Source organism: Thermococcus sp. MV11, from assembly GCF_012027285.1.
Classification (GTDB): Archaea; Methanobacteriota_B; Thermococci; order Thermococcales; family Thermococcaceae; genus Thermococcus; species Thermococcus cleftensis.
The window spans coordinates 119,173-144,020 of sequence record NZ_SNUD01000002.1 but is presented as its reverse complement, the minus strand read 5'-3'; the positions used below and the strand labels follow the sequence as shown (position 1 = coordinate 144,020).

The window sequence follows — 24,848 nt, the reverse complement described above, 5'->3', positions numbered from 1 at the left end:
CCTTGGAACGTGGGATTAACGTGGTGGAGTCAATGAAGCTGAGCAGTGTGGTGGCCCTTGCGGTGTTGCTGATAGTCCTGGTTTCGGCTCTCCATCTCCACGTCCAGAGAGAGCGTTTGGACGCCTTTATTGAGGGGCAGAGGAACTGTGAAAGGGGCTGGATCCACACCGTGACTTTTTCCACAATGGTTGATATCCAGTTCCACTCCAAGAATGCGCTTGGGGCACTCGACTCGAATTCCACTGCCGTGTTTAACCTTTCCACCGTTGAACTTGAGGGTGATTTTCTGAGCCTCCTCAATCACTTAATCGAGACCGCGGATTACCTTGAACTGGACACGTTCAACGATTCGGTTCTTGTAATGGTCGATACTGGGCCGTGCCTGGATTTTCTAAACGTCTCAAGAACGGCTTTCATCAACGGAACCGCCAACGTCTCCGCCGTCCGTGAGGGATTAAGCCTGATTCACGACTTTGCAACGGAATGGCGAGAGAACGGCGACTACCCCAGTGAAGAGCTTTTGAAAGCCAACGCCGAGCTTCAGCGGAAGTGCGGTGCCCTTGTTCCAAAGGTTGTGAGCCCTTGATTGTTGCTTTCTCCTCTTTTCTGATGACATCGATGGCGAAGTTTATTAGTTCTCAGTTCGATAATCAGGCAGGTGTTGGGCATGATCCTTGACGTTGATTACATCACAGAGGACGGAAAGCCCGTCATCAGGGTCTTCAAGAAGGAGGACGGCGAGTTCAGGATTGAATACGACCGCGAGTTCGAGCCCTACTTCTACGCGCTCCTCAGGGACGACTCCGCCATCGAAGAAATCAAAAAGATAACCGCGGAGAGGCACGGCAGGGTCGTTAAGGTTAAGCGCGCGGAGAAGGTGAAGAAGAAGTTCCTCGGCCGACCGGTTGAGGTATGGAAGCTCTACTTCACGCACCCGCAGGACGTGCCGGCAATCCGCGACAAAATAAGGGAGCACCCCGCGGTCATCGACATCTACGAGTACGACATACCCTTCGCCAAGCGCTACCTCATAGACAAGGGCCTAATCCCGATGGAAGGTGAGGAAGAGCTTAAACTCATGTCCTTCGACATCGAGACGCTCTACCACGAGGGCGAGGAGTTCGGAACCGGGCCGATTCTGATGATAAGCTACGCAGATGAAAGCGAGGCGAGGGTGATAACCTGGAAGAAGATCGACCTGCCCTACGTTGAGGTTGTTTCCACCGAGAAGGAGATGATAAAGCGCTTCCTTAAGGTCGTTAAGGAGAAGGACCCGGACGTGCTGATAACATACAACGGCGACAACTTCGACTTCGCTTACCTCAAGAGGCGTTGTGAGAAGCTTGGCGTGAGCTTTACCCTCGGAAGGGACGGGAGCGAGCCGAAGATACAGCGCATGGGGGACAGGTTTGCGGTTGAGGTGAAGGGCAGGATACACTTCGACCTTTATCCAGTCATAAGGCGCACCATAAACCTGCCCACCTATACCCTTGAGGCCGTATACGAGGCCATCTTCGGAAAGCCAAAGGAGAAGGTCTACGCCGAGGAGATAGCCACCGCCTGGGAGACCGGCGAGGGGCTTGAGAGGGTCGCGCGCTACTCGATGGAGGACGCGAGGGTCACCTACGAGCTAGGAAAAGAGTTCTTCCCGATGGAGGCCCAGCTTTCCAGGCTCATCGGTCAGAGCCTCTGGGACGTTTCCCGCTCCAGCACCGGCAACCTCGTCGAGTGGTTTTTGCTCAGGAAAGCCTACGAGAGGAACGAACTCGCTCCCAACAAGCCCGACGAGAGGGAGCTGGCGAGGAGAAGGGGGGGCTACGCCGGCGGCTACGTCAAGGAGCCGGAGCGGGGACTGTGGGACAATATCGTGTATTTAGATTTTATGTCCCTCTACCCCTCCATCATCATCACCCACAACGTTTCCCCTGACACTCTCAACCGCGAGGGGTGTAGGAGCTACGACGTTGCCCCCGAGGTCGGTCACAAGTTCTGCAAGGACTTCCCCGGCTTCATTCCGAGCCTTCTCGGAAACCTGCTCGAGGAGAGGCAGAAGATAAAGAAGAAGATGAAGGCAACGCTCGACCCGCTGGAGAGGAAGCTCCTCGATTACAGGCAACGCGCTATCAAAATCCTGGCGAACAGCCTTCTTCCCGGGGAGTGGGTTGCGGTCATTGAAGGGGGGAAACTCAGGCCCGTCCGCATCGGCGAGCTGGTTGATGGACTGATGGAAGCCAGCGGGGAGAGGGTGAAAAGAGACGGTGACACCGAGGTCCTTGAAGTCGAGGGGCTTTACGCCCTCTCCTTCGACAGGGAGTCCAGGAAAGCCCGCACAATGCCGGTGAAAGCCGTGATAAGGCACCGCTATGCCGGGGAAGTTTACAGGATAACCCTCAACTCCGGAAGGAGGATAAGCGTGACGCGGGGCCACAGCCTCTTCGCGTACCGGGACGGCGAGCTTGTGGAGGTGACGGGGGAAGAGGTCAAGCCCGGCGACCTCCTGGCGGTGCCGAAGCGGATAACCCTCCCGGAGAGGAGGGAAAGGCTCAACATCGTTGAACTGCTCCTCGAACTGCCCGAGGAGGAAACGGCCGACATCGTCATGACAATTCCGGCAAAGGGTAGAAAGAACTTCTTCAGGGGAATGCTCAGAACCCTCCGCTGGATTTTTGGGGAGGAGAGGAGACCGAGGGCGGCCAGGCGCTACCTGGGGCACCTCGCGGGACTCGGCTACGTGAAGCTGAGGAAAATCGGCTACGAAGTGGTTGATAAGGAGGGGCTGGAAAGGTACCGCGCGCTCTACGAGAGGCTTGTGGAGGTAATCCGCTACAACGGCAACAGGAGGGAGTTCATCGCCGATTTCAACGCGCTCCGCCCCGTCCTCCGCCTGATGCCCGAGAAGGAGCTTGAAGAGTGGCTCGTTGGGACGAGGAACGGGTTCAGGATAAGGCCGTTCATAGAGGTTGATTGGAAGTTCGCAAAGCTCCTCGGCTACTACGTGAGCGAGGGGAGCGCCGGGAAGTGGAAAAACCAGACAGGGGGCTGGAGTTACACGGTGAGGCTTTACAACGAGGACGGGAGCGTTCTCGACGACATGGAGAACCTCGCGAGGGAGTTCTTTGGGAGCGTGAGGCGCGGGAGGAACTACGTCGAGATTTCAAAGAAGATGGCCTACCTAATCTTTGAGGGACTCTGCGGTTCGCTGGCCGAGAACAAGAGGGTTCCGTGGCTTATCTTCACGTCCCCTGAGGAGGTCCGCTGGGCCTTCCTTGAGGGGTACTTCATCGGCGACGGCGACGTTCACCCGAGCAAGATGGTTCGGCTCTCCACCAAGAGCGAGCTTCTGGCTAACGGCCTCGTCCTGCTCCTGAACTCGCTGGGCGTCTCAGCGATAAAGCTCCGCCACGACAGCGGGGTTTACAGGGTCTACGTGAACGAGGAACTGCCATTTACAGAGTACCGGAAGCGGAAGAACGCCTACTACTCCCACGTCATACCGAGGAAAGTGCTGGAAGAGACCTTCGGCCGGGCCTTCCAGAAGAACATGAGCCCCGGGAAATTCAGGGAGCTGGTGGAAAGCGGGGAGCTCGACGCAGAAAGGGCCGGGAGGATAGGCTGGCTCCTCGACGGGGATATAGTCCTCGACAGGGTCTCGGAAGTCAGGAAGGAAAGCTACGAGGGGTACGTCTACGACCTGAGCGTTGAGGAGGACGAGAACTTCCTGGCTGGCTTTGGGTTCCTCTACGCGCACAACAGCTACTACGGCTACTACGGCTACGCCAGGGCAAGATGGTACTGCAGGGAGTGCGCCGAGAGCGTCACGGCGTGGGGCAGGGAGTACATAGAGACGACCATTCGCGAGATAGAGGATAAGTTCGGGTTTAAGGTGCTCTATGCGGACAGCGTCACCGGTGACACTGAGGTGATAATCAGGCGGAACGGCCGGGTTGAGTTCGTGCCTATAGAAAAACTCTTTGAGCGTGTTGATTACAGAATTGGGGAGAAAGAGTACTGCGTTCTCGAAGGCGTCGAAGCGTTGACCCTTGATAGCAGGGGGAAGCTCGTATGGAGACGGGTTCCCTACGTTATGCGGCACAGGGCTGACAAGAGGATCTACAGAATCAAATTCACCAACTCGTGGCATCTGGACGTTACAGAGGACCACTCCCTCATCGTTAGGGAAGGGAACGTGTTTAGGGAGGTAAAACCTCACGAACTTGGGGATAGGGAATTAATATCCGTCAAGAAAGGCCTATCCAAAATCGCCCCAATTACGCCCATTGATATCCAAGAGATAACTTACAACGGCTACGTCTACGACATCGAGGTTGAGGGAACCCACAGGTTCTTCGCCAACGGAATACTCGTTCACAATACCGACGGTTTCTTCGCGACGATTCCAGGCGCCGATGCCGAGACAGTCAAAAAGAAGGCCAGGGAGTTCCTAAAGTACATCAACGCCAAACTGCCCGGCCTTCTTGAACTCGAATACGAGGGCTTCTACGTCAGGGGGTTCTTCGTCACGAAGAAGAAGTACGCGGTCATCGACGAGGAGGGCAAGATAATCACGCGCGGGCTTGAGATAGTCAGGCGCGACTGGAGCGAGATAGCGAAGGAGACGCAGGCGAGGGTTCTTGAGGCGATACTCAGGCACGGTGACGTTGAGGAGGCCGTTAGAATCGTCAGAGAAGTCACCGAAAAGCTGAGCAAGTACGAGGTTCCGCCGGAGAAGCTGGTTATCCACGAGCAGATAACGCGTGAACTGAAGGATTACAAGGCCACCGGCCCGCACGTGGCCATAGCGAAGCGTTTGGCCGCCAGAGGTGTTAAAATCCGGCCCGGAACTGTGATAAGCTACATCGTCCTTAAGGGTTCAGGCAGGATTGGAGATAGAGCCATTCCCTTCGACGAGTTCGATCCGACGAAGCACAAGTACGATGCGGACTACTACATCGAGAACCAGGTTCTGCCGGCAGTTGAGAGAATCCTCAGGGCCTTCGGCTACCGCAAGGAAGACCTGCGCTACCAGAAGACGAGGCAGGTTGGGCTTGGCGCGTGGCTGAAGCCGAAGGGGAAGAAATGAAGGCTTTAGCCCCTTTCTATTCTCTCCAGCACCTCTAAAATCCCCTCAACTCCAGGCACTTCAAAACCCCTCTCGTGGATTCTTCTCACTTCTTCAGCCTCCGGGTTAATCCAGACGGCCCAGAGGCCAGCCTTTAGAGCCCCTTCAAAGTCCTCAGCGTAGGTGTCTCCGATGTGGATTGCATCTTCAGGCTTCACGCCAAAGGCATCGAGCGGCTTCCTGAACATCTCGGGCATCGGCTTGTAAGCTAGAACCTCGTCGGCGAAGAAGGTTCCCTCAATGTAGTCCATCAGGCCGAACCTCTCGAGGAGGAGCCTCGTGTAAGAGCCCGGCCAGAACATCACGTTGCCCGTCACGGTAACCTTCAGGCCCTTTCTCCTGACGCCTTCGAGGGCTTCCTTCGCCCCGGGGAGAACCATCTCGTCCCCCACCTTCAGCGTCGCCCTCGCGGCGGCCCTCCTGACCAGTTCGACGTCTGTGCCGAGAAGCTCGGCCAGCATCTCCTGGCTCTCCTCCAGCGCCTTCTCGGGGTCCCCCTGAGTCCCGGCGCGCATGCGCTTTATCCTCTCGCGCGTGAGCATCATGCCCTCCACAACGTCGACTATGCACGCTCCCATCAGCTTGGAGAGCTCAACGGCCATGACGTCGAGCATCACGTTGATGTCGAGGAGGGTGTTCCAGACGTCGAATGAGACGAGCTTCATCTTTATCACCAGTGGAAACACTGGGAAGGGAACTTAAAAACTCAGCGCTCGGCAAAGGCGAGGTATCTAATCCCCTCCATGAGCCCTGCCTCCCTGAGAACCGCTTTGAGGTTCCTGAAGCGCGAGCGCATGACGAAGAGCTCGTAGAACCCTTCGAGGTTTCCCCAGTGGCCGTAGGCAGAGAGGGCCAGGTACATGACCTCCTTTGGTTTGAGCCTTCTCCCGAGGCTCCCGTTGAGGGCCTCCAGTCCGGGCCTTATCCTCTCCAGCAGGCCCTCCCTCGCTATGAGGTGGAGCATCAAATCCTCGACGGTGGGCTTCTTCCATTCTACGGCCTCGTCTTCGAAGGGAAGGCCGATTATCAGCGGAACCACCTCGGTTTTCCCGACGCGGTAGCCAAGGGGCGTTTTTTCATGCCTGAACCCTGATAGCCTGCCCTTTATCGAAGCCATCGCCGCCTCTCTGTCCTCGTCAACGTCTATCGCCACGCCTATCTTTTCAACGGTGAAGCCAAAAACGTCTATCGCCCGGAGGAAGTTGCCGAGGTTCCTTATCACCCCGGAGTTGCCCTCGCTGGGGATTATGGCAAGATAGTAACCCTCCTCCCGCCGAAGGAGGTCGAAGTTGTCCCTTTCAAAAACCCGCTCGATGAACCTCAGGCTGTATGGTGCCTCCCTGCTCTCCCTGAACTCGAAGAGCTTCTTGAAGACCGCCTTGAAGAACTTGGCGTCGGTCTTCCCCTCGACGAACAGAACGCTCGTCTCTGCCCTCCCTCCCCCAAAGCCGCCGCGGACGTCAAAATCGAGGTACTTCCTCAGCTCGTAGACCTCCTTGAGGGTGAGGGACTTCCCGGTGTCAGAGTATACCAGAAAGTTCTCTTCGCCCCGTCTGAACTTCCAGGCTATTAAGTCTATCAGTTCGAGGCTCGCGGTGACGACGGTTTCATCTCCGGTCAGGGAATCCACGAAATCAAGGAGCTCGTCGCGGTTTTTCCTGTACTCCGGAAATAGAAGGGCCTTCTCGTCGGCGAATGCCTCGAACCGGTCTCCGGTTATTACCTTCATTCACTTCACCATGTCCACCGTTATGGCTCCTATCACCGCGAAGGTGCTTATAAGTATGGTCGCGTTGATGTATTGGCCCGGGGTGAAGTCGGCCAGGCCGTTTATCCCGTACACGTATATCAGAACCGCCGATATCATGTAGGCTATCACCGTGACGGTTAGGAGTCTCTTGGGGACGTGGAAAAGCTCCTCCTTCTTCAGGTTTCCTATCCTGGACTTGGCTATGAAGAGGTAAGCCACTCCAAGCGTCATCAGGAGTATCGCCAGCGAGCGCTCAACGGATATGTCCTTGGCAACTTCCCACAGCTCGCCGGTGAAGAGGAAGGGAAGGGAGAAGGTAACTGCCCCAACTATCTCCTGGGCTATGTCGTCCCAGCCGAGCTGGTCGGGGGCCTTGCTGGTCTTTATTTCCCTTTCCAGCTCTGCTATTTCGGCGTATATTTCGTCTAGCTTCTCCTCCATTTTGGTTCGCCTTTCGTTTTCTATCCCGTGCTCAGGTTCGGGGTTCATCATCTCGTCAGCATTGGATTCACTCATCATCGCGGAAATAGATTCCCGGGAAAAGTTATAAAGGTTGAGATGAACCTTAATGGGGTGATAAACGATGAAAAGGGCTTTGGCGCTGTTCCTGAGCCTGATGATTATGTGCTTGATTCTCACGTCCTCCAGTGCGGCCTCCGTCTCGTTAAACTCCTCCAACACGGTGATAGTTCTCCCCACCACCAAGATAGTAAACGGGACCCCCCTCCACATCGGCGAGGACGCCATAACAGGTTCCAGACTGGGTGCGTTTCTAGTCCTTAATGGTATCACCACTGGAACCTACACGGCCACCGTTTCTGTCCCAGTTGAGTACCACAGCGTTCTCATATCCGACTTGGATCAGGTTTACGTTCTCAATCCGACCGATATGCCAGACGTAGGCGTTAACGTCAGCGACGAGCCCGTTGGCCGGGCGGTGGTCATTAGGGTGAACTTTTCAAGGGTCGAGTTCAACTCAACAAGGGGAATGGCTGAGTTTTTCGACAGGAGCGTGGAGATAGTGTTCAACGAGAACACCACCCCCCTGGACATTGGGGGTGACTACCAGGTGGTCTCCACGACGGTTGATGGAAGGGACACGATGTACTTCTACTCCTACAAAAAGGTGGACTCTGAGACAAAATCCCTGGGGGAGACGCTCTCTGTTGGGGGGTGGCGGATAAAGTTCTTGGACATAAACATCGACGTTTCAAAGATGCTCGTCGTCCTTACCTACCCCAGTGGGACGGTAAAGCAGAAGCCCATGGCCGAGGACAAGTACTACCTGATGTACGTGAACGCCGCCGGTGAGGAGGATTTTGAGGAGTACGACACCTACCCCTCTGCGAGGCTTAACGAACTCCTCGAGGGCGGTGCTCTCAAGGTGTTTCTCTTCAACCCGACCGATTTCTTCGTTGGAATAAACAACGCTCAGATGGTGACCTATGACTACTGGTACTATGAGAAGGTCAAGCAGTACCGGGACGGGGACGTTTACACCGGTCAGTGGGTGTGGGACATCAACCCCGCCGAGAACCTCTACACTCTCTATCTCCACGTGAACACCAGCCTCCATAGCTTCCCCCGGGTGTTTGTGGGGCCAGGGGAGTTCCTTGAACTTCCAACCGACTGGGGTTTGAGGCTCGTTCCGATTTTCAGCAGGAACGAGGACGGAGTCGTTGATGGGGTCGATGGCTACCGCTTCGTCCGAGTGGCTTCCGTGTCGCGCCAGGTCTCCATAACTGCTCCCAAGGTTCAGGCCACAGACGACGTTTATTCTTTCATCGTCAATGATACCGCGCTTTCCTCCCTTCCCGATGACAAGAACATCATCATCGTCGGCGGCTGGGTCAGTAATAGGGCTTGGGAGTTGCTTGAGGAGGTCTACGGAAAATCCACCATCGACTCCATAAAGACGGAGGTTATGACTGAGGGATACGTCATAAAGGTTCTCAACAACCCAAAGAATCCGGAGTATAAGGTTATAATACTTGCCGGGAAGACCTATGCCGAAACCAGAAAAGCCGTTGAGAGGTTTATGGAAGAAATGTGAAACCTTATTTTACTCCTTTCATTATTCTAAGCCCCTTATTCGAGCCAGCAGATCGTTCTGTTTTTCAATTTTAACGCTGAGTAATCCTTCTTTTCACTAATAAATTTTTCGGTCGGTTAGGTTTATATACTCAAACGCACGTCTAAACGTTCATGTCATTGCAGAATTACAGGGGGTTCGGCTGGGACGCCTGGTTGCTCGTTGCCTACTCCTTCGTTTCGTGGTTAGGCGGAAACCTGGCCTGGTTCATATTCCCGTTCTACCTGAAGTCCCTTGGCTACGACTACACAAGCATGGGAGTGATCTTCTCGCTGTCCACGCTAGCTCAGGCCTCAGTTCTGCTTTTCTCGGGTCCGCTCGGTGCCAGGGTCGGCTACAAGAGGGCCGTTCTTCTCGGGATTTCCCTGATGTTTCTAGGCAGGTTCCTTCAGGTTGCCCTTCCGGACATCCCCTTCCTCGCCCTTGGAGGGGTTTTAATCGGGGTTGGGCTGGCCCTCGAAGGCCCGTCCTTCATGGCCCTCCTCAGCGGTGAGGTGAGCGACGGGAAGAGGCACTACCTCTTCAGCCTGTCCTCCGCAGCCGGAACCATCGGCTCGGCCCTCGGCATACTCCTTGCCGGCTTCCTCCAGAAGTACCTGCCCTACCGGGAGGTTTTTGCACTGGTCCTCGTGATAATCCCCGTTCGCTTTGTCCTCGTGCTCTTCGTGAAGTCCGTCCTGGCCGATTCCGAGAGGGTTCTTCGCCTTGATAGAGACCTGCTCGTCAGGATAGGCCGCTTCGCCCTGCCCAGCGCGCTCATAGGCCTCGGCGCCGGGGTAACGATACCCTACGTCGGCCTCTGGTTCAACCAGCGCTTTGGAACGAGTTTGGAAAGCATAGGGTGGCTCTTCGCCTTCCAGCAGTTCGTGATGGGTATCGGAACCTTCCTCCTTCCGATGATAGCCGACAGGCTGGGGAGCGTGAAGACCATAGTCACGTTCAACGGCAGCGCCAGCGTTCTGATAGCCTTAATGCCTCTCTCCACGACCTTTCCCCTGGCCGCGGTCATCTACATCGTCAGGACGATCCTGATGAACATCGTCAATCCTATCTGGAACTCCTTCATGATGGGCTTTTTCAGAAAGGAGGAGCGCTCGACGGCCATGGCTCTCAACAACCTCTCCTGGACTGCCACCTTTGGAATCGGCCAGTACATCGGCGGCAGGCTCTTCGACGTCTCTCTGACCTGGCCGTTCATAATAACGGCCCTCCTCTACGCCCTCTCGATGGCGGTATTCTGGGGCCTCTTCCGAGAGGGGACAAAAGGTTATAAGTCCACTCCCGTTTAAACTTCCAGAACCAAGTGTTCTGGGTGATGCTTATGGTGGTTAGAGAGTGCCCCGAGTGCCACGGGACCGGGAAAATCAAGGCCGGCGAGAAGGAGTGCCCCGTTTGCGAGGGCTGGGGCTACGTTCCCGCTGATTTCAAGATAGGTGACAAGCTGAAGGGTTACCGGAACCTCGACTACATCGGCGTCGAGGACGAGGTCGATGAGATACCCTGCCCTGAGTGCCACGGTAAAGGGGTGGTTCCGGTCTACGATACCTGCCCCACCTGCGGTGGAACCGGCCGCGTTTTAGCTTGTGACATCTGCGGCAAGGTCAAGGAGCCGTGGGAACCGGGAATGGAAACCACCTGGGTCTGCCCGGACTGCATGAGGAAGTACAAGGTGGTCTACGTCCTCGACAAGACCTGCGACATCGAGGACATAGAGGTCGGCAACGTCTACAAGGGAACCATTGATAGGGTGGAGCGTTTCGGCGTCTTCGTTCGCCTCAACCCGCACGTGAGGGGACTCATAAGGCGCAAGGACCTCCTCGGCGGCAGGGAGTACAAGCCGGGGGAGGAGATACTTGTCCAAGTTCTCGACGTTCGCCCGGACAAGGGCGAGATCGACCTCATCGAGTCCGCCCTCAAGCACTACAAGGAGGTCGTGGTGAGGAAGGAGTTACCCGTCACGCTCATCAGCGACCTTAGCAAGGACATGGCAGGTCAGACCGTCAGGCTCCGCGGCAGGGTTACGCAGATACAGGTCACCGGAGGGCCAACGGTCTTTACCATAACCGACGGGACGGGCATAACGTGGGCAGCGGCATTTGAAGCTCCTGGAGTGAGGGCTTACCCGAACATCAACGTCGGCGACATCGTTGAGATAATAGGAAAGGTGGCATTCCACTCGGGCGAGATACAGATAGAGGTCAGCGACATGGCCAGGCTCTGGGGGCCGGAGGCCGCGGAGGTAAAGAAGCGCATAGAGGAGGAGCTCGACAGGCGCGCCCAGCCCCAGGACGTGGGCTTCCTCGTTCAGAGTGAGGTTCTCGAGAAGCTCAAGCCCAGGATAATGAAGGCCGCCTTCATGATACGCAGGGCCATTCTTGAGGGCAGGCCGATCCTGCTCAGGCACCACGCAGATACCGACGGCTACACCTCTGGCCTGGCCCTGGAGTACGCCATAGTGCCGCTCATAGAGCAGGTTTCGCCGGATTCAGGCGCGAGGTGGAAGCTCTTCAAGAGGAGGCCGAGCAGGGCTCCTTTCTACGAGCTGGAGGATGTTCTCAAGGACATAATCTTCATGATAGAGGACCACGAGAAGTTCGGTGACCCGCTCCCGCTGGTTGTCATAGTGGACAACGGTGGAACAAGCGAGGACATTCCAGCTTACAAGCGCATAAGGGCCTTCGGCGTCCCGATAGTCGTAATAGACCACCACGACCCGCGCGAGTGGGTGAGCGAGGACAAGGCAAAGGTCGATGACTACGTCGATGTTCACGTCAATCCGCACCACATAAAGCGCGGCTACTACGAATTAACGGCCGGAATGCTGGCAACGGAAGTGGCGCGCTTCATAAACCCCGAAGTCGAGGACAGGATAAAGCACCTGCCGGCCATAGCCGGAACCGGCGACAGGAGTAAAGCTCCGGAGTTCTACCAGTACCTTGAGATAGCGAAGAAGGCCAAGGGTCTCGACGAGGAGGACCTGAAGAAGATAGCGGAGGTAATCGACCACGAGGCCTACTTCTGGAAGTTTATGGACGGCCACGGCATAATAGACGAGATTCTCCTCCTCACCGGAAACCTCCAGAGGCACCGCGAGCTCATCAACGCCATCTACCCGGAGGTCAAGGAGAAGCAGGAGAAGGCTTTGAGGGCTTCGCTGCCCCACGTCAAGAGCGTCGTCCTGCCAAACGGCATAAGGTTCAACACGATAGACATCGAGCTGTTTGCCCCGAAGTTCTCCTATCCAAGCCCCGGCAAGCTCTCCGGCCTAATTCACGACCACTTCAAGGAGAAGTATGGTGAAGATGCCCCGATACTCACCCTCGCCTACGGCCCGGACTTCGCGGTTGTCAGGGCCGCGGACGGAATGGCGGCCTACAACTTCGACCTGAACGAGATAATCCCAAGGCTCCAGGAGGCCCTGCCGAGCGCTGGAATCGAGGGCGGCGGCCACAGCTACGCCGGCTCGATAAAGTTCTTCGAGGGCATGAGGAAGGAGGTCCTTGAGGAGTTCGCCAAGCAGGTGGTCAAGCTGAAGAAGGTCGGCTGAGGCCTTTCTTATTCTCCTTTCCTCCAATGCCAACCTTTTTAACGTCGTCAAACGACTGTCCCGTAGGACAGCTGGGGGAGTGATTATGAAAATCGTTCTTGAGGTTACCTTCAGAATGGGCGGTGTTTCCTACCGGGGCTACCGCTGGGAAGATGATGTCCTTGTTTTCGAGTTTGAGCGCCTTGGAGATGCCTTCATTCAGGTTCTCAGCAGGAGGAAGGTGGAGGAAGAGGTCGAACGTGAACCCTCGGCCGTGATGGTCGAGCTGAAAACGAAGGAAGGCGGGAAGATATTCGAGGCCGTCAATGAGGGCGGCCTTTATCTGGCGGTGGAGCCTTAGATTTTTATACCGTCCCACGGACCTCCTACGGTGATGCCCATGTTCATGGCCGAGTTCAAGCTTCGCTTTGGTGACAGGAAGTGGTACGTCAGGAGACTCGTTGAAGCCTCGAGCGTTGAGGAAGCCGAGGAGAAGGCGAAGCGCTACGCTGAGCTGATGAACAGGGGAGAAGTGAAGTGGGAGTTCAGCTACGTTATAGAGGCTGAGAGGCCCCTGCTCATAGGCGACGAAGAGCTTGGGAAGCTCGGTGCTTGATTTTATCCCTTTTGACTTCCTCTGACCAATTTCTGTTTTCGGGAGAAAAGCGGGGAGAAACTACTCCCCCACGAAGGCCATGAGCACCATCGCAACGAGGTTCATCGCCGCCGCGAAGATGAATGCATAGGCCAGGGAGTGGGAACTCCAGAGCCAGCCCGCTATCACCGAGGCGGGAAAGACGAAGACGCCGAAGACGGTGTGGTATGCCCCTATCACCGTTCCCTTCTCGAACTCCTTCGCGAGGTCGGCCATGTAGGCCCGCGGAATCGTATCCTCGATCGCTATGTAAATCCCGTAGAGCACAAAGGCCGCCATCAGCGTGTAGAGGTCTCTTGCATAGGCGAAAGCCACGGCCGCCAGAGCCGCCACACCGAATCCGAGGGTTATGAGCCGCTTCTTGCCGAAGCCGTCCGAGATAACCCCGAGGGGATACGCTGAGAGTGCATAGATGAGGTTGAACAGCGCGTAGAAGGCCATGCTCTGAACGACCGAATAGCCCAGCTCCTGCGCCTTCCACATCGTGAAGGCGTAGCTGTACCTCCCGAGGGCGCCTATCGCGACCACCGCGAGGAAGAGTTGGAGGTTCCTGCTCCTCAGCGTGGATATGCCCTTTATCTTTCTCTTAACCTCACCGCCCCTGTCCTTCACGAAGAGGACTATGACGAGGAGCGATATCGCCCCCGGAACCGCGGAGAGCAGGAAGATGTACCGGTAGGTGGTCTCGGCTGGAAGGTCTTTGAGGAGTTCTATCAGTCCAATCGCAACGAGCGGACCGGCGACCGCGCCGAGGGTGTCCATCATTCGGTGGAAGCCAAAGGATTTCCCGGTTTTCCCCTTCTCGCTTGACTCCGCTATCAGCGCGTCCCTGGGGGCTGTCCTTACGCCCTTGCCAACCCTGTCCACCGCGCGGAGGAGGAGAAAGTCCCACCAGTGGCGGGTGAAGGCAAGGGCTCCTTTTGAGAGGGTCGAGAGGGCGTAGCCGGCGAAGACGAAGGCCTTCCTCCGTTTAAAGCGGTCGCTCACGTAGCCGAAGGCGACCTTGAACAGCGAGCTCATGCTCTCTATCGCCCCCATGACCGAACCGCTGAGAAGCTTTCCGGCATCGAGAACCTCCATCAGGTAGCTCGGCATTATCGGGATTATCATCTCGCTGCTCATGTCGTTCAGGAAGCTGACGATTCCGAGCAGAAAGACGTTCCAGCTTATTCCGAATATTCTCTTCTCCCTTTCCTCCATTCCTCATTCCCCCAGCAGTTCGAGGCAGAGCTCCCTCAGCTTCTCCTTGCCCTCGTCGAGGGTTCTCCGGCCGATTTCCGTTATCTCGTAGACTCTCACGCGTCTTCCGTTCTTGACCTTCCACTGACTCTTCAGAAGGCCCTCCTCTTCCAGGGAGTGAAGGAGGGGGTACATCGTACCGGGGCTGATGTGGTAGCCGTGTCTCTCAAGCTCTTTCATCAGAAACGAACCTGTGACCGGCTCTTCGCTCGCGTGGTGGAGTATGTGCAGGGCCAGAAAGTCCCGGTATTTCATATCGAACACCGATATCGAAATTCGATACTGAAGCTTAAAAAATTTTGGCTCATTCGAGCACGTGCTTCTCCAGAACGTAGCAGTGGAAGGTCCCCTCGAAGACCTTCTCCTTTCCCCTGAAAACACCAACCTCCGCCACCTTCTTACGTCCGAGGTCCTCAACAACCTCCGCCCTCGCCACGAGCCTATCACCGACCCTCACCGGCTTCAGGAACCTCACCTCGGCCTTTCCGAGCACAACGGTGGGCTCGTTTACCGCCAGCATCGCCGCGTAGTCCGCTAAACCAAAGGTGAAGCCGCCATGAACGAGGCCGTACTCATCAACGGCCATCTCCTCGGTGGTTAGAAGCTCCACCTCAGCCCTTCCAGGTTCTATTCTCAGCGGCCTACCCACGAGCCTTTCCGAGGTCAGCCTGTGCGTCCTCTGCTCCATCTCCATCACCCGCGTCTGTGAAATCCGCCAACGGGCAAAGGTTTATCTATCTCGATGCCTAAAAAGGTTGGGTGGTCGCGTGAACCCTCTAAAGCGCGCCGTTGAGTACAAGGGCTCGGCGGAGTTTTCGAGGGCCGAGCTGGTGGGAATCCTCGCCTTCAGCCTCCGCCTTATGGATGTGAAGGCCGCGAAGAAGCTCATAGCGGAGGGCATTGAGGGGGGCGTCATCGAGGAGCGGAACGGAAAACTCATCGTGAGGACTGAGCTTCTGGAGGAGAGCGAGCAGCCTCAGAACCTGCTCGGCGAGATGGTGGTTCACATCGCCAGGACCCTCGGCTGGACGGAGATTGAGGTTATGGAGGGAATAAAGGCAATGCGCGAGCGCTACGGCGACCTCGACGAGAGAATTCTGGCGTACCTCTTCGGTATGGAGAAGGGCGTTGATATGTCTCGCTTTAAGGACCTGCTCGAGCTGTGAAAGCACCTCCACAAACCGTTTTAACGGTTCTGAGGAAATTATTTTGGGGTGATACCATGCCAGAGGAGGCGCTCATAGTTGTGGACATGCAGAGGGACTTCATGCCTGGCGGGGCTTTGCCCGTTCCAGAGGGTGACCGGATAATACCCCGGTGCAACCGGTACATCGAGGAGTTCCGGAGGAGGGGGGCTTTGATAGTTGCCACCCGCGACTGGCACCCGGAGAACCACATCAGCTTCAGGGAGAACGGCGGCCCCTGGCCGAGGCACTGCGTCCAGAACACGCCGGGGGCAGAGTTCGTCGTGGAGCTTCCAGCTGATGCAGTGATAATCTCGAAGGCGACGGAGCCGGACAAGGAGGCCTATTCAGGCTTCGAGGGAACTGAACTGGCGGAGATTCTGAAGAGAAACGGCGTAAAAAGGGTCTACATCTGCGGCGTCGCGACCGAGTACTGCGTAAAGGCCACAGCCCTAGATGCGGTAAAGCACGGCTTTGAAACATATCTCCTCCGCGATGCCGTGAAGGGAATCAACCCTGAGGACGAGGGGCGGGCTTTGAAGGAGCTTGAGGGTGCCGGTGTGAAGGTTCTCTCTCGTTTATGGTCCTTTTCCACTCTTTCAGCAGGACGAGGAGGAGGTTGAGGACTATCGGGCCGATTATGAGTCCCTTCACTCCCATGGCCCAGGTTCCGCCTATCATACCGATGAACACCAGCGTCTCATCGAGGTCAGCGTCTTTCGCCACCATCATGGGCCTTATCGTGTAGTCTGGAATCGGCGAGACGAGGAGGAAGCCGTAGAGCGCTATTCCCGCGGCGTGGAGATAAGAGCCGTTCATGGCGAAGTAGGCGGCCGCTATGGCCCATATCATCCAGCCCTCGAAGAGCGGGACGAAGGAGAACAGAAACGTTAGGAAGCCGGCAACTATGGCCGTGTAGATGTCGGAGACGCCGAATATTATGAAGCCAAAGGTCATGAGGATCCCTTTGACCACGTTGAGCACCAACCAGGCCCGGACTAGGGCTCCAAGGGTCCTGTTGAGGCTCTCTAGTATTCTCTCGCCGAGCTCGCGGTTCTTCCGCGGAAGTGAAAGGTGTATCTGCCTTGAGATGTCTTCAGCGTAGGCAAGGGAGTAGTAGAACGTTAGGAGGAAAACGAAGAGCTGGAGGAGGTAGAGGGGGATCGAGAGGGTTCCACGGGATATGTAATCCGAGAGGCGCGGAATCAGCTGGTCCGAAAACCTCTGTAGGAAGTCTAGAACTTCCGGAGGGAGGGGCTGGATCATCAGCCAGTTGAAGAACTCGACGATGCTGTCGTAGAACGACGCGGCAACACGGACGGAAATCATGAGGAGCTCGAAGGTTATCACTCCCCCCAGCCCCACGGTTCCCGCCGTCAGGAGTGCCGCGGATTTCCTCTTGCCTATACGCCCTTTCAGCCGGCGGTGGATTGGGTAGGCGGCGTAGGCGAGAACCAGGCCGAAGAATATCGGGGTAACCAATGGGCTAACCGTCCTCCACGCGAGGTACACAATCGTGAGAACCGCGACCGTCCAGGCGATGACTTCAGCCCTCATCTTCCCCCGACAGATTTATTAGAAACCCCTTATAAATCCTGTGCGGTGTTGAGAGTGGAAAGGGAGCTTCTCGATAAGGTTTGGGCCTACCTCGAGCGCGGCAACTACTATCTCTCGGAGGGGCGCTTTGAGATGGCGCACATGGCACTTATGGACGCCCTCTACACCCTCGGAGCTTATCTCGTGTACAGAGATACTGGAATGCTCCTCCCTGCGGGAGGACTGGAGGGAATGCTTGGGAGCAGATATCCGGAGGTCTATGAAGTCATCAGGCGGTACGGAGGAATAACGGATCCGGACGAGGAAACGGTAACCGCTTTAAGGGAAGAACTCAAAACGCTGCTGGGAATGATGACTTTGCCGAGTCCTGAGCTGTGATGAGGTTCAGCGGCTGACCCTATTTCTTGCTTCTTCTCCTTTGCATGCCCTGGCTGCGCTCTTGAGCGTTCGTGCCAGCTTCGTGTTTCCGTGGAGAGTGACCACTATCGAACCGCCACCCTCTGGGTGGAAGACCAGCTCTATCGTACCGCTGAGCCTGTCGTAGCTCATATCTGAGGGGACCATCTTCACCGTAAACGACCCTTTATCCACTCGTCCCCATACACTTATGACCTCCACGGTCCCCTTGGAGTAAAAGATGTTCATGAAAGGTAGCGGTTCTTCCGTTGGCGTCAGGGGGTGGACCATCTCCCCGTAGAAAACTGCTTTTCCCCTCGCCGTGCCAAGGTATATCGAACCGCACAGGCCATCGATATAACTACCCAAAGCTTCATAAACTGGATTGGCTGACTCACTCAACGCTATCACCTAACCTTGATACGGCGGGGAAGTTTATTGGTAATTGCCCATTAACGGTGGTTTCCATGAGGATCGTTTCGGCCGACACCGGTGGGGCTTTGCTGACCGGGGACTACGAGCCGGTTGGGCTTATAGCGACGGCCGCCGTGCTCGTGGAGAAGCCATACAGGACGGCAACGACGAGCATGGTTCGCTACGCCGATCCGTTCAACTACGACATGAGCGGCAGGCAGGCGATTAGAGATGAAGCACTCCTTGCGGTTGAGCTTGCTCGAAAAGTCAAGCCCGACGTCGTTCACCTCGACTCGACGATAGGAGGAATAGAGGTCAGGAAGCTCGACGAGCCGACCATAGACGCCCTGACGATAACAGACAGGGGCAAGGAGGTCTGGAAGGATTTGGCCAAGGACTTACAGCCCCTGGCCAAAAAGCTCTGGGAGGAGACTGGAATTGAGATAATCGCCATCGGAAAGTGGAGCGTCCCGGTGAGGATAGCGGAGATATACTCCGGAATCTACACAGCCAAATGGGCGATTGAGCGTGCGAAGGAAGAAGGTAAGGTAATGGTCGGACTGCCAAGGTACATGCGGGTGGAGATAAGACCCGGGAAAATCTACGGGGAAAGCTTGGACCCCCGCGAGGGCGGTCTCTTCGGTGAAATAAATGCCGAAACCGAGGGAATCGGCTGGGAGCTGTACCCCAATCCTCTCGTGAGGCGCTACATGGTTCTCGAAGTGTGGAGGGAGTGAGGGGTTAACGTCATTATCCAATTTTTATTGGTGGTTACATGCCAGTCATTACCATCAGGGTAAACGTTCCTGAGAACGCTGACCCTGAAGAGCTGAAGAGGCTCTTAGAGCTTGAGCTGATTCGAAGAGAGCTCGTGAAGGAGCGGAAACTGCCAAAGGGTGATTTCAGGAAAGCTCAGGGGGATTTTAGGAAAGGCAGAGTTTGAGGAGCTGAAGGCATACGAGCTGGAGGCTGAGTTCGGTGATTTATATTGATGCAAACGTCATATACGGCTATTACTCGCGGAGTATATTACTGAACGGGTAATATTTGCGGGTGAGTATAGAAAAAGAGAAGGCAGGTTAAGCCTCCTTCTCCAGCTCGCTCGGGAACTTAATCGCATCGAACGGACACGTCTGGTTGCAGACGCCGCAGCCGGTGCAGAGCAGGTTGTCAATGCGCACCTTGTTCGTCTCCGGGTCGTAGACTAGGGCGGGACAGCCGGTGAGGAGTATGCACGCCTTGCAGCCTGTGCACTTGTCCTCTAAAACCATCGGTATCTCACCAATCTCCCCGCGCCTTATGACAGGAATGACGCACTCCTGCTTTGCTATTATCACCGCTGGCCCCTCGACCTTCATGGCCTCCTTTATTGCCTCCCTCGTTGCCTTGAGGTCGTAGGGATCGACGGTCTTGACGTACTTCACTCCCAACGCCTTGACGAGAGCTTCGATGTCAATCTCGTTGAACTTCCTGCCGGTTTCGCTCCCGCCGGTTCCTGGGTGCGGCTGGTGGCCGGTCATGGCCGTTGTCCTGTTGTCGAGTATCATGACGAGAACGTTCAGGTTCTTGTAGACTGCATCAACCAGCGGCTGGATTCCGTTGTGGAAGAAGGTCGAGTCGCCTATCGTGGCGATTATCTTCTTGTCCATCACGACGCTCTGGCCGTTGGCGAGGCTTATGCTCGCGCCCATGACGAACTCGGTCCAGATGGCTTCAAGCGGGGGGAGGAGCGAGAGGGCGTAGCAGCCTATGTCCCCGTGTATCGGGACGGAGTAGCGGCCGAGCTTGAGGTCTCTCAAAGCGTCCAGCGCGGCGCGGTAGCTCCCCCTGTGGGGACAGCCGGGACACATAACCGGCGGCCTCTTCGGGGCGAGGCTTTCGGCGAGCTTTACCTCCTCCGGCTTCTCATAGGTCTCCCCGCTTTCACCGGTGAGCCTCAGCAGGGCGTTCCTGACCAGTGAAGGCGTCAGCTCCCCCTCAAGGGGCAGATGGCCGGTCCTCTTGCCGTATATCGGCACGTTCAGCCCGGCCTCGTAGGCGGCAATCTTGACTTCCTCCTCAAGGAAGGGCGCGCCGTCCTCGATAACTATCGCGAAGTCCACACCCTTAAGGAACTCCACGACGAGCTTCCTCGGGAGTGGGTGGGGCGTTGAGAGCTTGAGAACCCTGAAGTCGCCGTTGAGCTTGGGCAGCACCTCGCGCACGTAGTTGTAGGGCGCCCCCTCGACGATTATCCCAATCCTACCGTTCCCCTCGACCCGGTTGAAGGGCATCGAGTTGAACTCCTCCTCGATCTTTCTCAGCGTCTCGTTGAGCCACCTGTGCCTCTTCCTGTTGCCCTCCATGCTGGCCCTGACGTAGCGCTCTATGTCCTTCTTGAAGACCGGCTTCCGGTTTAGCTCGATGAACTCGCCGACCTCGACGTCGGCCGTCGTGTGGTTCACCCTCGTTGTCGTGCGGAATATTACCGGAACCTTATAGCGCTCGCTCAGCTCGTAGGCGTAGATTATCAGGTCGTGGGCCTCCTGTGGATCTGCAGGTTCGAGAACAGGCAGGAGCGAGAGCTTGCCGTAGTAGCGGTCGTCCTGCTCCGTCTGGCTTGTATGTGGACCCGGGTCGTCGGCAACGAGGATTACCAGGCCACCTTCGACGCCCGAGTAAGCTAAGCTCATCAGCGGGTCGGCGGCAACGTTCAGGCCAACGCACTTCATCGTCACGAGGGCTCTTAATCCGGTGTAGGCAACCCCCGCGGCTTCCTCTAAGGCCACCTTCTCGTTGGGCGCCCACTCGGCGAAGACCTCGGGCTTGAGCCTTGCGATGGTCTCGATGACCTCTGTTGATGGGGTTCCCGGGTAGCCTGTGGCGAAGGCGATGCCGCTCTCGAGGGTGCCGTAGGCTATGGCCTCGTTACCCATGAGAAGCTTCTTCTCGCGCTTTTCGCCCTTTACTTCGGCCGAATCAGAAGGGTAAGCCTTGACCACCTCCATGTCACCACCGTAGTTCCTTCGCAGTTAGGGTTAAAACTCTGCCTTCAGAAAAGCCCCGTCGAAAATCGAAAAATTTTCGGAACTGGTGAGGGCAGGAGGCTTAAATACCCCGGTGAGTAGCTTAGAATGTGGTGGACATGAAGATTAAGGAGCTTATCGAACAGGTAGATGAGACCATAGCGAACCTGAAGATAGCGATAATAGCCAACCAGAACCGGGCCTTTGAGAGCCCTCAAACGAGCTATGAGTTTATCCAGCGCGCCCTTGAGCTCCAGGAAGATTTAGATGACCTTATGAAGGCGAGAGAGATGCTGTCAAAACTCGATCCCGAGAGCGATGCTGAAGAACACTTCTCCAGGGAAGAAATTGAGGAGTTTTTAAAGCTCCTGGAACTTCTCAGAAGCGCTGAACCGCACGCCTTCTAAGCCGGGGTGATGGTATGGACTTCCGGGAGCTTGAGGAAAGGCTCGTGGCCTTCCGAGATGCGAGGAACTGGGCTAAGTACCACGCGCCGAAAAACCTGGCCATATCGGCGGCTGTCGAGCTGGGCGAGCTTTTGGAGCACTTTCAGTGGGAGAGCGATGGGGAGATACTCGAAGCGGTGAAAGACCCGGCCAAAAGGGAAGCCATAGCCGACGAAATAGCCGACGTCGTAATTTACCTAACGTTACTAGCCCACGAACTGGGCATAGACCTCGACGAGGCGGTTGAGAGGAAGCTGGAGAAGAACGGGGAGAAGTATCCGGTCAAGAAATATTGAAAAAATAATGGTTCACTTTTCATCTACGTGCCCCTTCCATCTCAGGATCAGGGGAGCCAACGTTAATCCAACTAACAAAGCTGGACCGCAGGTTTCTTTTCCGTTTGAGGTTGTGTCTTCGGTCCTTGAGGTTTCCGGTTTCTGTGGTGGTTTGGATCCTGAGACTCTGCATGATGGGTTTTGGGGAGTTAGGCAGACGATTTCGTCGTAGACTCCTTCATATTTTGTCGGGTATGCCCTTATAATAATGGAGTGCCCTCCCATGAGGATTACCCACCTTGTAATGTTTTCGGGATCAACGCAGGGAGATGGGGACTGAATATGATTCTGGTAGTATCCAACTACCCTATCGAGATCCCAGGTGGCTATTGTGAAATTGTATCTCGGATACGCTGGAATATATTCCTGTTCAATGCTTCCGTTCGAATAGTAGCTGACTATCTTGTAGTGGGTGTCGTTGAATGGATAAACGACTTGGATTTCATAGATTCCGGAGTCATTGAATGGGTTGCACGGCATTTTGGGGCCTGAGCCGAATATAAAAACGTCGATTACGGTTTCATTTTCGTCTATGACGTCCCAGAGGCTGAGTGCCGTGGTGACGCTAGTGGAGGACATTAGGAGGAATCCAAGAAACAAGGAAATCAGGAGACGCCTCAATCTGACCTCACCTCCAAGTAGAACCCCTGCGCAAGGACTATTGTTGAGGATTGCCGGTTCATTAGTCCACTACCTCTTCTTCTGTTTTACGAGTAGGGGGAACAACACTAATCCAACTAACAAAGCTGGTCCGCAGATTTCTTTATCTTCTGGTTTTTTGGTGGTTGCGGTGGTCGTCGGTGGTACCATCACTTCTACGTCTACTACTGGCTCTTTCCAGTTGCACGTCATGTTCTCCGGGTTCTGGCATTCAAAAACTACGTAGCTCAATCCTCCAATCTCCGAGACGAAGGAATACAGTGTTACCCGGAACTCACTTGCGTCTATCCAGACTTCCCACAGGTCTGCTCTTCTCACCCAGTATTTTTCGGGCCATTCGAAGTCGTCCGTGACCTTTCCAGTTATGTTGGGGAGGTAGTTCTCCAGGCCCCAATGATACTCTTCTAGAACCTTGGTGACGTTCCAAATGGAGAAGTTAAAGGGTGTTAGGTTCTCTTGTTTGGGGAGGAACTCTTCCCACCAGCCGCAACGGCCGGTGTGCTTACAGTACTCGGAATCGTAGGGGGCGTAGTAGGTGATTATGTACTGGGTATCACTGTAGGCGTATCCTATGCTGACGGAGGCGATTCTGGAGTTGTTCAATGGGTCAAGTGGTGGTTCTCTTCTACATCTGCCCAATACTTTAACGAAGTACATTTCCCTGCTGGTGTTTATGTGCTCCCAGACGTTCACCGCGGTGACCGGGGGAAGGAGGAGCAAAAGTAAGAGGGCCAGGGGAGTAAGTTTATTCATCAGTACCACCGATGTTTTCCTTTCGGACTTTCTTCAATTCCCTGGAACGCGTGAATACTCGGGTATTTCTTTTGGTAATTAATAGATAAAAACATTGCGGGAGCGAATCAAATTATCACTCAAAGTGTTGTTCAAACGCCTCCCTCAGCCTCTCGACCTCTTCCCCGCTCAGCCTGTTCTTTACCCAGCGCTCCTTCAGGCTGAGGTTCTCGTCCTCCAGGTCCAGAACCGCCTTCCTGACCCCTCCCCGGGGGTGAGCACAGTCACCTTCCCGGCGGGGAATCACGTGGAGGTGGAGGTGCGGAACGGTCTGGCCGGCGGCCCTGCCCAGGTTTATTCCGACGTTGAACCCGTCTGGCTTCAGTACCTGTGCCAGCTTCTCCATCGCCAGCTCCATGCCCCTGATCAGGGCGACCTTTTCTTTCTCGCTCAGCTCCCACCAGCTCTCAACGTGCCTCCTAGGAACCACCAGTAGGTGGCCCCTGCTCGCGGGGTAGGAGTCGAGGAGTATTCTAATCAGTCCGTCCTCGTAAAGGATTGTCCCGGGTCTTGCGCTGCAGAACGGGCACTCCATCGCCAACACCAAAGGCTTAAAACAGGTTCAGAATAAAAAGCTCCCGGTGAGTGCGGTGGACGATACCCTGGAGGTTATGAAGAAAAGCTACCAGAGGTTCCTGGCCGTTGGGCTCGGCCTCATGCTGATCGCGTTCCTTCTGATGATATGGCAGCCGCTGGGCAGGCAGAACTCGCTGATACTGGCCGTGATAGTCTTCCTGGTGGCGTTTCTGCCGCTGGAGTTCGCACGCAGGATAGCGAGAAAGATGGCCCTCGTGGCTCTGAAGGGTGAATAGAAAAGCTTAATTAGACCGCCCGAGAATTACGGGAAGAGTGTGGAGGAGTGACGATAATCCTTAGAGGTGATGTAAAATGGCGTTTGTACCACCACAGGCAGGTTACGACAGGGCCATTACGGTTTTCAGCCCTGATGGAAGGCTCTTCCAGGTGAACTACGCCCGGGAGGCAGTGAAAAGGGGAGCCACCGCGGTGGGAGTTAAGTGGAAGGAAGGCGTTGTTCTCGCGGTTGAGAAGAGGATAACCAGCAGGCTCATAGAGCCGAGCAGCTATGAAAAGATTTTCCAGATCGACGACCACATAGCGGCCGCTCCGAGCGGTATAATAGCCGATGCAAGGGTTCTCGTTGATAGGGCCAGGCTGGAGGCCCAGATTTACCGCCTGACCTACGGCGAACCCGTTCCGCTCACCGTTCTGGTGAAGAAGATTTGTGATTTGAAGCAGGCCCACACCCAGTACGGCGGTGTGAGGCCCTTCGGTGCCGCCCTGCTCATGGCGGGCGTTAACGACAAGCCCGAGCTCTACGAGACAGACCCGAGCGGTGCCTACTTCGAGTGGAAGGCCGTTGCAATAGGCAGCGGAAGGAACACCGCCATGGCCATCTTTGAGGAGCACTACGACGAGAGCCTCGACATGGAGGGGGCGGTAAAGCTCGCCATCTTGGCCCTAGCGAAGACCCTTGAGGAGCCGAGTCCAGAGAGCATTGAGGTCGCTTACATAACCATGGACGACAAGCGCTGGAGGAAGCTCTCCACTGAGGACATCAGGAGATACCTGAGCGAGATAATCGAGGAGGCCAAGGAGGAGGAAGTCGAGGAGAGGGAAGAGGACTACTCCGAGCTGGACAGCAACTACTGAGGTGAC

28 protein-coding genes are annotated in these 24,848 nt (G+C 55.8%); 16 read left to right on the top strand and 12 right to left on the bottom strand.

The genetic code is table 11. The features are described 5' to 3' along the window. The first annotated feature begins 32 nt into the window (after nt 1-32). Both E3E27_RS06140 and E3E27_RS06135 read left to right on the top strand, forming a co-directional pair. Nucleotides 33-587, top strand: coding sequence for a hypothetical protein (locus tag E3E27_RS06140; RefSeq protein WP_167774062.1), 555 nt, complete (start codon nt 33-35; stop codon nt 585-587). Between the two features lie 81 nt (nt 588-668). Further along, a complete protein-coding gene (locus E3E27_RS06135) occupies nt 669-5,081 on the top strand; it encodes a DNA polymerase domain-containing protein (protein ID WP_167774061.1) in 4,413 nt (1,470 codons plus the stop codon). A gap of 5 nt (nt 5,082-5,086) precedes the next feature. Here E3E27_RS06135 and E3E27_RS06130 read toward each other — a convergent pair whose 3' ends face one another. The 3 genes from E3E27_RS06130 to E3E27_RS06120 are packed head-to-tail and all read right to left on the bottom strand — an operon-like array spanning nt 5,087 to nt 7,386. Next, nucleotides 5,087-5,785 (bottom strand): HAD family hydrolase, encoded by a 699-nt coding sequence (locus E3E27_RS06130; protein ID WP_167774060.1) that lies wholly within the window; start codon nt 5,783-5,785, stop codon nt 5,087-5,089. A 41-nt stretch (nt 5,786-5,826) separates the two neighbouring features. Beyond that, nucleotides 5,827-6,849, bottom strand: coding sequence for a DUF3226 domain-containing protein (locus E3E27_RS06125; protein WP_167773868.1), 1,023 nt, complete (start codon nt 6,847-6,849; stop codon nt 5,827-5,829). Then, nucleotides 6,850-7,386 (bottom strand): DUF2391 family protein, encoded by a 537-nt coding sequence (locus tag E3E27_RS06120; protein WP_240910676.1) that lies wholly within the window; start codon nt 7,384-7,386, stop codon nt 6,850-6,852. It lies immediately after the preceding gene. A gap of 67 nt (nt 7,387-7,453) precedes the next feature. Here E3E27_RS06120 and E3E27_RS06115 point away from each other — a divergent pair, with 67 nt between their 5' ends. From E3E27_RS06115 to E3E27_RS06095, 5 genes are all read left to right on the top strand, one after another. Continuing rightward, on the top strand, nt 7,454-8,923 hold the full coding sequence (locus tag E3E27_RS06115; RefSeq protein ID WP_014788535.1) for an S-layer protein: 1,470 nt from the start codon (nt 7,454-7,456) through the stop codon (nt 8,921-8,923). 152 nt (nt 8,924-9,075) lie between these two features. Next, the gene (locus E3E27_RS06110; RefSeq protein ID WP_048151880.1) at nt 9,076-10,251 is read left to right on the top strand and encodes an MFS transporter; all 1,176 of its coding nucleotides are present in this window, start codon (nt 9,076-9,078) and stop codon (nt 10,249-10,251) included. A 32-nt stretch (nt 10,252-10,283) separates the two neighbouring features. Beyond that, entirely contained in the window at nt 10,284-12,509 is a 2,226-nt protein-coding gene (locus E3E27_RS06105; protein ID WP_014788533.1) for a DHH family phosphoesterase, read from the top strand. Between the two features lie 85 nt (nt 12,510-12,594). Then, complete coding sequence (locus E3E27_RS06100) at nt 12,595-12,849, top strand: hypothetical protein (protein WP_167774059.1); 255 nt, start codon at nt 12,595-12,597, stop codon at nt 12,847-12,849. A gap of 39 nt (nt 12,850-12,888) precedes the next feature. Beyond that, entirely contained in the window at nt 12,889-13,104 is a 216-nt protein-coding gene (locus E3E27_RS06095) for a hypothetical protein (protein ID WP_167774058.1), read from the top strand. Between the two features lie 60 nt (nt 13,105-13,164). On the opposite strand, the gene E3E27_RS06090 is transcribed toward E3E27_RS06095, so the two are convergent. Genes E3E27_RS06090 through E3E27_RS06080 form a run of 3 tightly spaced genes read right to left on the bottom strand, consistent with a single transcriptional unit; the run spans nt 13,165 to nt 15,070 of the window. Then, nucleotides 13,165-14,343: an MFS transporter gene (locus tag E3E27_RS06090; RefSeq protein ID WP_167773867.1), complete on the bottom strand. Its 1,179-nt coding sequence runs from the start codon at nt 14,341-14,343 to the stop codon at nt 13,165-13,167. A gap of 3 nt (nt 14,344-14,346) precedes the next feature. Next, the gene (locus E3E27_RS06085) at nt 14,347-14,637 is read right to left on the bottom strand and encodes a PadR family transcriptional regulator (protein WP_014788528.1); all 291 of its coding nucleotides are present in this window, start codon (nt 14,635-14,637) and stop codon (nt 14,347-14,349) included. Nucleotides 14,638-14,686: 49 nt separating this feature from the next. After that, on the bottom strand, nt 14,687-15,070 hold the full coding sequence (locus E3E27_RS06080) for a hotdog fold thioesterase (protein ID WP_167774057.1): 384 nt from the start codon (nt 15,068-15,070) through the stop codon (nt 14,687-14,689). 79 nt (nt 15,071-15,149) lie between these two features. On the opposite strand from E3E27_RS06080, the gene E3E27_RS06075 reads away from it, so the two are divergent. Both E3E27_RS06075 and E3E27_RS06070 read left to right on the top strand, forming a co-directional pair. After that, on the top strand, nt 15,150-15,548 hold the full coding sequence (locus E3E27_RS06075) for a DUF2240 family protein (protein WP_167773866.1): 399 nt from the start codon (nt 15,150-15,152) through the stop codon (nt 15,546-15,548). A 56-nt stretch (nt 15,549-15,604) separates the two neighbouring features. Further along, on the top strand, nt 15,605-16,189 hold the full coding sequence (locus tag E3E27_RS06070) for a nicotinamidase (protein WP_167773865.1): 585 nt from the start codon (nt 15,605-15,607) through the stop codon (nt 16,187-16,189). Here the strand turns inward: E3E27_RS06070 and E3E27_RS06065 are convergent. Next, nucleotides 16,077-17,123 carry an AI-2E family transporter gene (locus tag E3E27_RS06065; protein ID WP_167773864.1) on the bottom strand — a complete coding sequence of 349 codons (1,047 nt, stop codon included), beginning with the start codon at nt 17,121-17,123 and terminating at the stop codon, nt 16,077-16,079. The two genes, E3E27_RS06070 and E3E27_RS06065, sit on opposite strands and share 113 nt — an antisense overlap. Nucleotides 17,124-17,177: 54 nt before the next feature. Here E3E27_RS06065 and E3E27_RS10785 point away from each other — a divergent pair, with 54 nt between their 5' ends. Next, nucleotides 17,178-17,501, top strand: a complete 324-nt coding sequence (locus E3E27_RS10785; protein WP_014788523.1) for a hypothetical protein — start codon at nt 17,178-17,180, stop codon at nt 17,499-17,501. A 6-nt stretch (nt 17,502-17,507) separates the two neighbouring features. Here E3E27_RS10785 and E3E27_RS06055 read toward each other — a convergent pair whose 3' ends face one another. Further along, nucleotides 17,508-17,930, bottom strand: coding sequence for a hypothetical protein (locus tag E3E27_RS06055; RefSeq protein WP_371731564.1), 423 nt, complete (start codon nt 17,928-17,930; stop codon nt 17,508-17,510). A gap of 56 nt (nt 17,931-17,986) precedes the next feature. On the opposite strand from E3E27_RS06055, the gene E3E27_RS06050 reads away from it, so the two are divergent. After that, on the top strand, nt 17,987-18,670 hold the full coding sequence (locus E3E27_RS06050) for a DUF4152 family protein (RefSeq protein ID WP_167773863.1): 684 nt from the start codon (nt 17,987-17,989) through the stop codon (nt 18,668-18,670). A 38-nt stretch (nt 18,671-18,708) separates the two neighbouring features. Beyond that, nucleotides 18,709-18,876 (top strand): hypothetical protein, encoded by a 168-nt coding sequence (locus E3E27_RS06045; RefSeq protein ID WP_167773862.1) that lies wholly within the window; start codon nt 18,709-18,711, stop codon nt 18,874-18,876. Between the two features lie 136 nt (nt 18,877-19,012). Here E3E27_RS06045 and iorA read toward each other — a convergent pair whose 3' ends face one another. After that, a complete protein-coding gene (gene iorA / locus E3E27_RS06040; RefSeq protein ID WP_167773861.1) occupies nt 19,013-20,920 on the bottom strand; it encodes an indolepyruvate ferredoxin oxidoreductase subunit alpha in 1,908 nt (635 codons plus the stop codon). Nucleotides 20,921-21,057: 137 nt separating this feature from the next. Here iorA and E3E27_RS06035 point away from each other — a divergent pair, with 137 nt between their 5' ends. Next, the gene (locus tag E3E27_RS06035; protein WP_167774056.1) at nt 21,058-21,345 is read left to right on the top strand and encodes a hypothetical protein; all 288 of its coding nucleotides are present in this window, start codon (nt 21,058-21,060) and stop codon (nt 21,343-21,345) included. A 14-nt stretch (nt 21,346-21,359) separates the two neighbouring features. Beyond that, nucleotides 21,360-21,680 carry a nucleotide pyrophosphohydrolase gene (locus E3E27_RS06030; protein ID WP_167773860.1) on the top strand — a complete coding sequence of 107 codons (321 nt, stop codon included), beginning with the start codon at nt 21,360-21,362 and terminating at the stop codon, nt 21,678-21,680. A 12-nt stretch (nt 21,681-21,692) separates the two neighbouring features. Here the strand turns inward: E3E27_RS06030 and E3E27_RS06025 are convergent, their stop codons facing one another. The 3 genes from E3E27_RS06025 to E3E27_RS06015 form a co-directional block, all read right to left on the bottom strand. Continuing rightward, nucleotides 21,693-22,340: a CGP-CTERM sorting domain-containing protein gene (locus tag E3E27_RS06025; RefSeq protein ID WP_167773859.1), complete on the bottom strand. Its 648-nt coding sequence runs from the start codon at nt 22,338-22,340 to the stop codon at nt 21,693-21,695. A gap of 69 nt (nt 22,341-22,409) precedes the next feature. Further along, nucleotides 22,410-23,132, bottom strand: a complete 723-nt coding sequence (locus E3E27_RS06020; protein ID WP_167773858.1) for a CGP-CTERM sorting domain-containing protein — start codon at nt 23,130-23,132, stop codon at nt 22,410-22,412. Between the two features lie 115 nt (nt 23,133-23,247). Beyond that, nucleotides 23,248-23,706: an HIT family protein gene (locus E3E27_RS06015; RefSeq protein WP_167774055.1), complete on the bottom strand. Its 459-nt coding sequence runs from the start codon at nt 23,704-23,706 to the stop codon at nt 23,248-23,250. Nucleotides 23,707-23,752: 46 nt separating this feature from the next. Between E3E27_RS06015 and E3E27_RS06010 the strand changes: the two genes are divergently transcribed. Further along, nucleotides 23,753-23,983: a hypothetical protein gene (locus E3E27_RS06010; RefSeq protein ID WP_240703258.1), complete on the top strand. Its 231-nt coding sequence runs from the start codon at nt 23,753-23,755 to the stop codon at nt 23,981-23,983. 76 nt (nt 23,984-24,059) lie between these two features. Beyond that, complete coding sequence (gene psmA / locus E3E27_RS06005) at nt 24,060-24,842, top strand: archaeal proteasome endopeptidase complex subunit alpha (RefSeq protein WP_167773857.1); 783 nt, start codon at nt 24,060-24,062, stop codon at nt 24,840-24,842. The last annotated feature ends 6 nt before the right edge of the window (nt 24,843-24,848 follow it).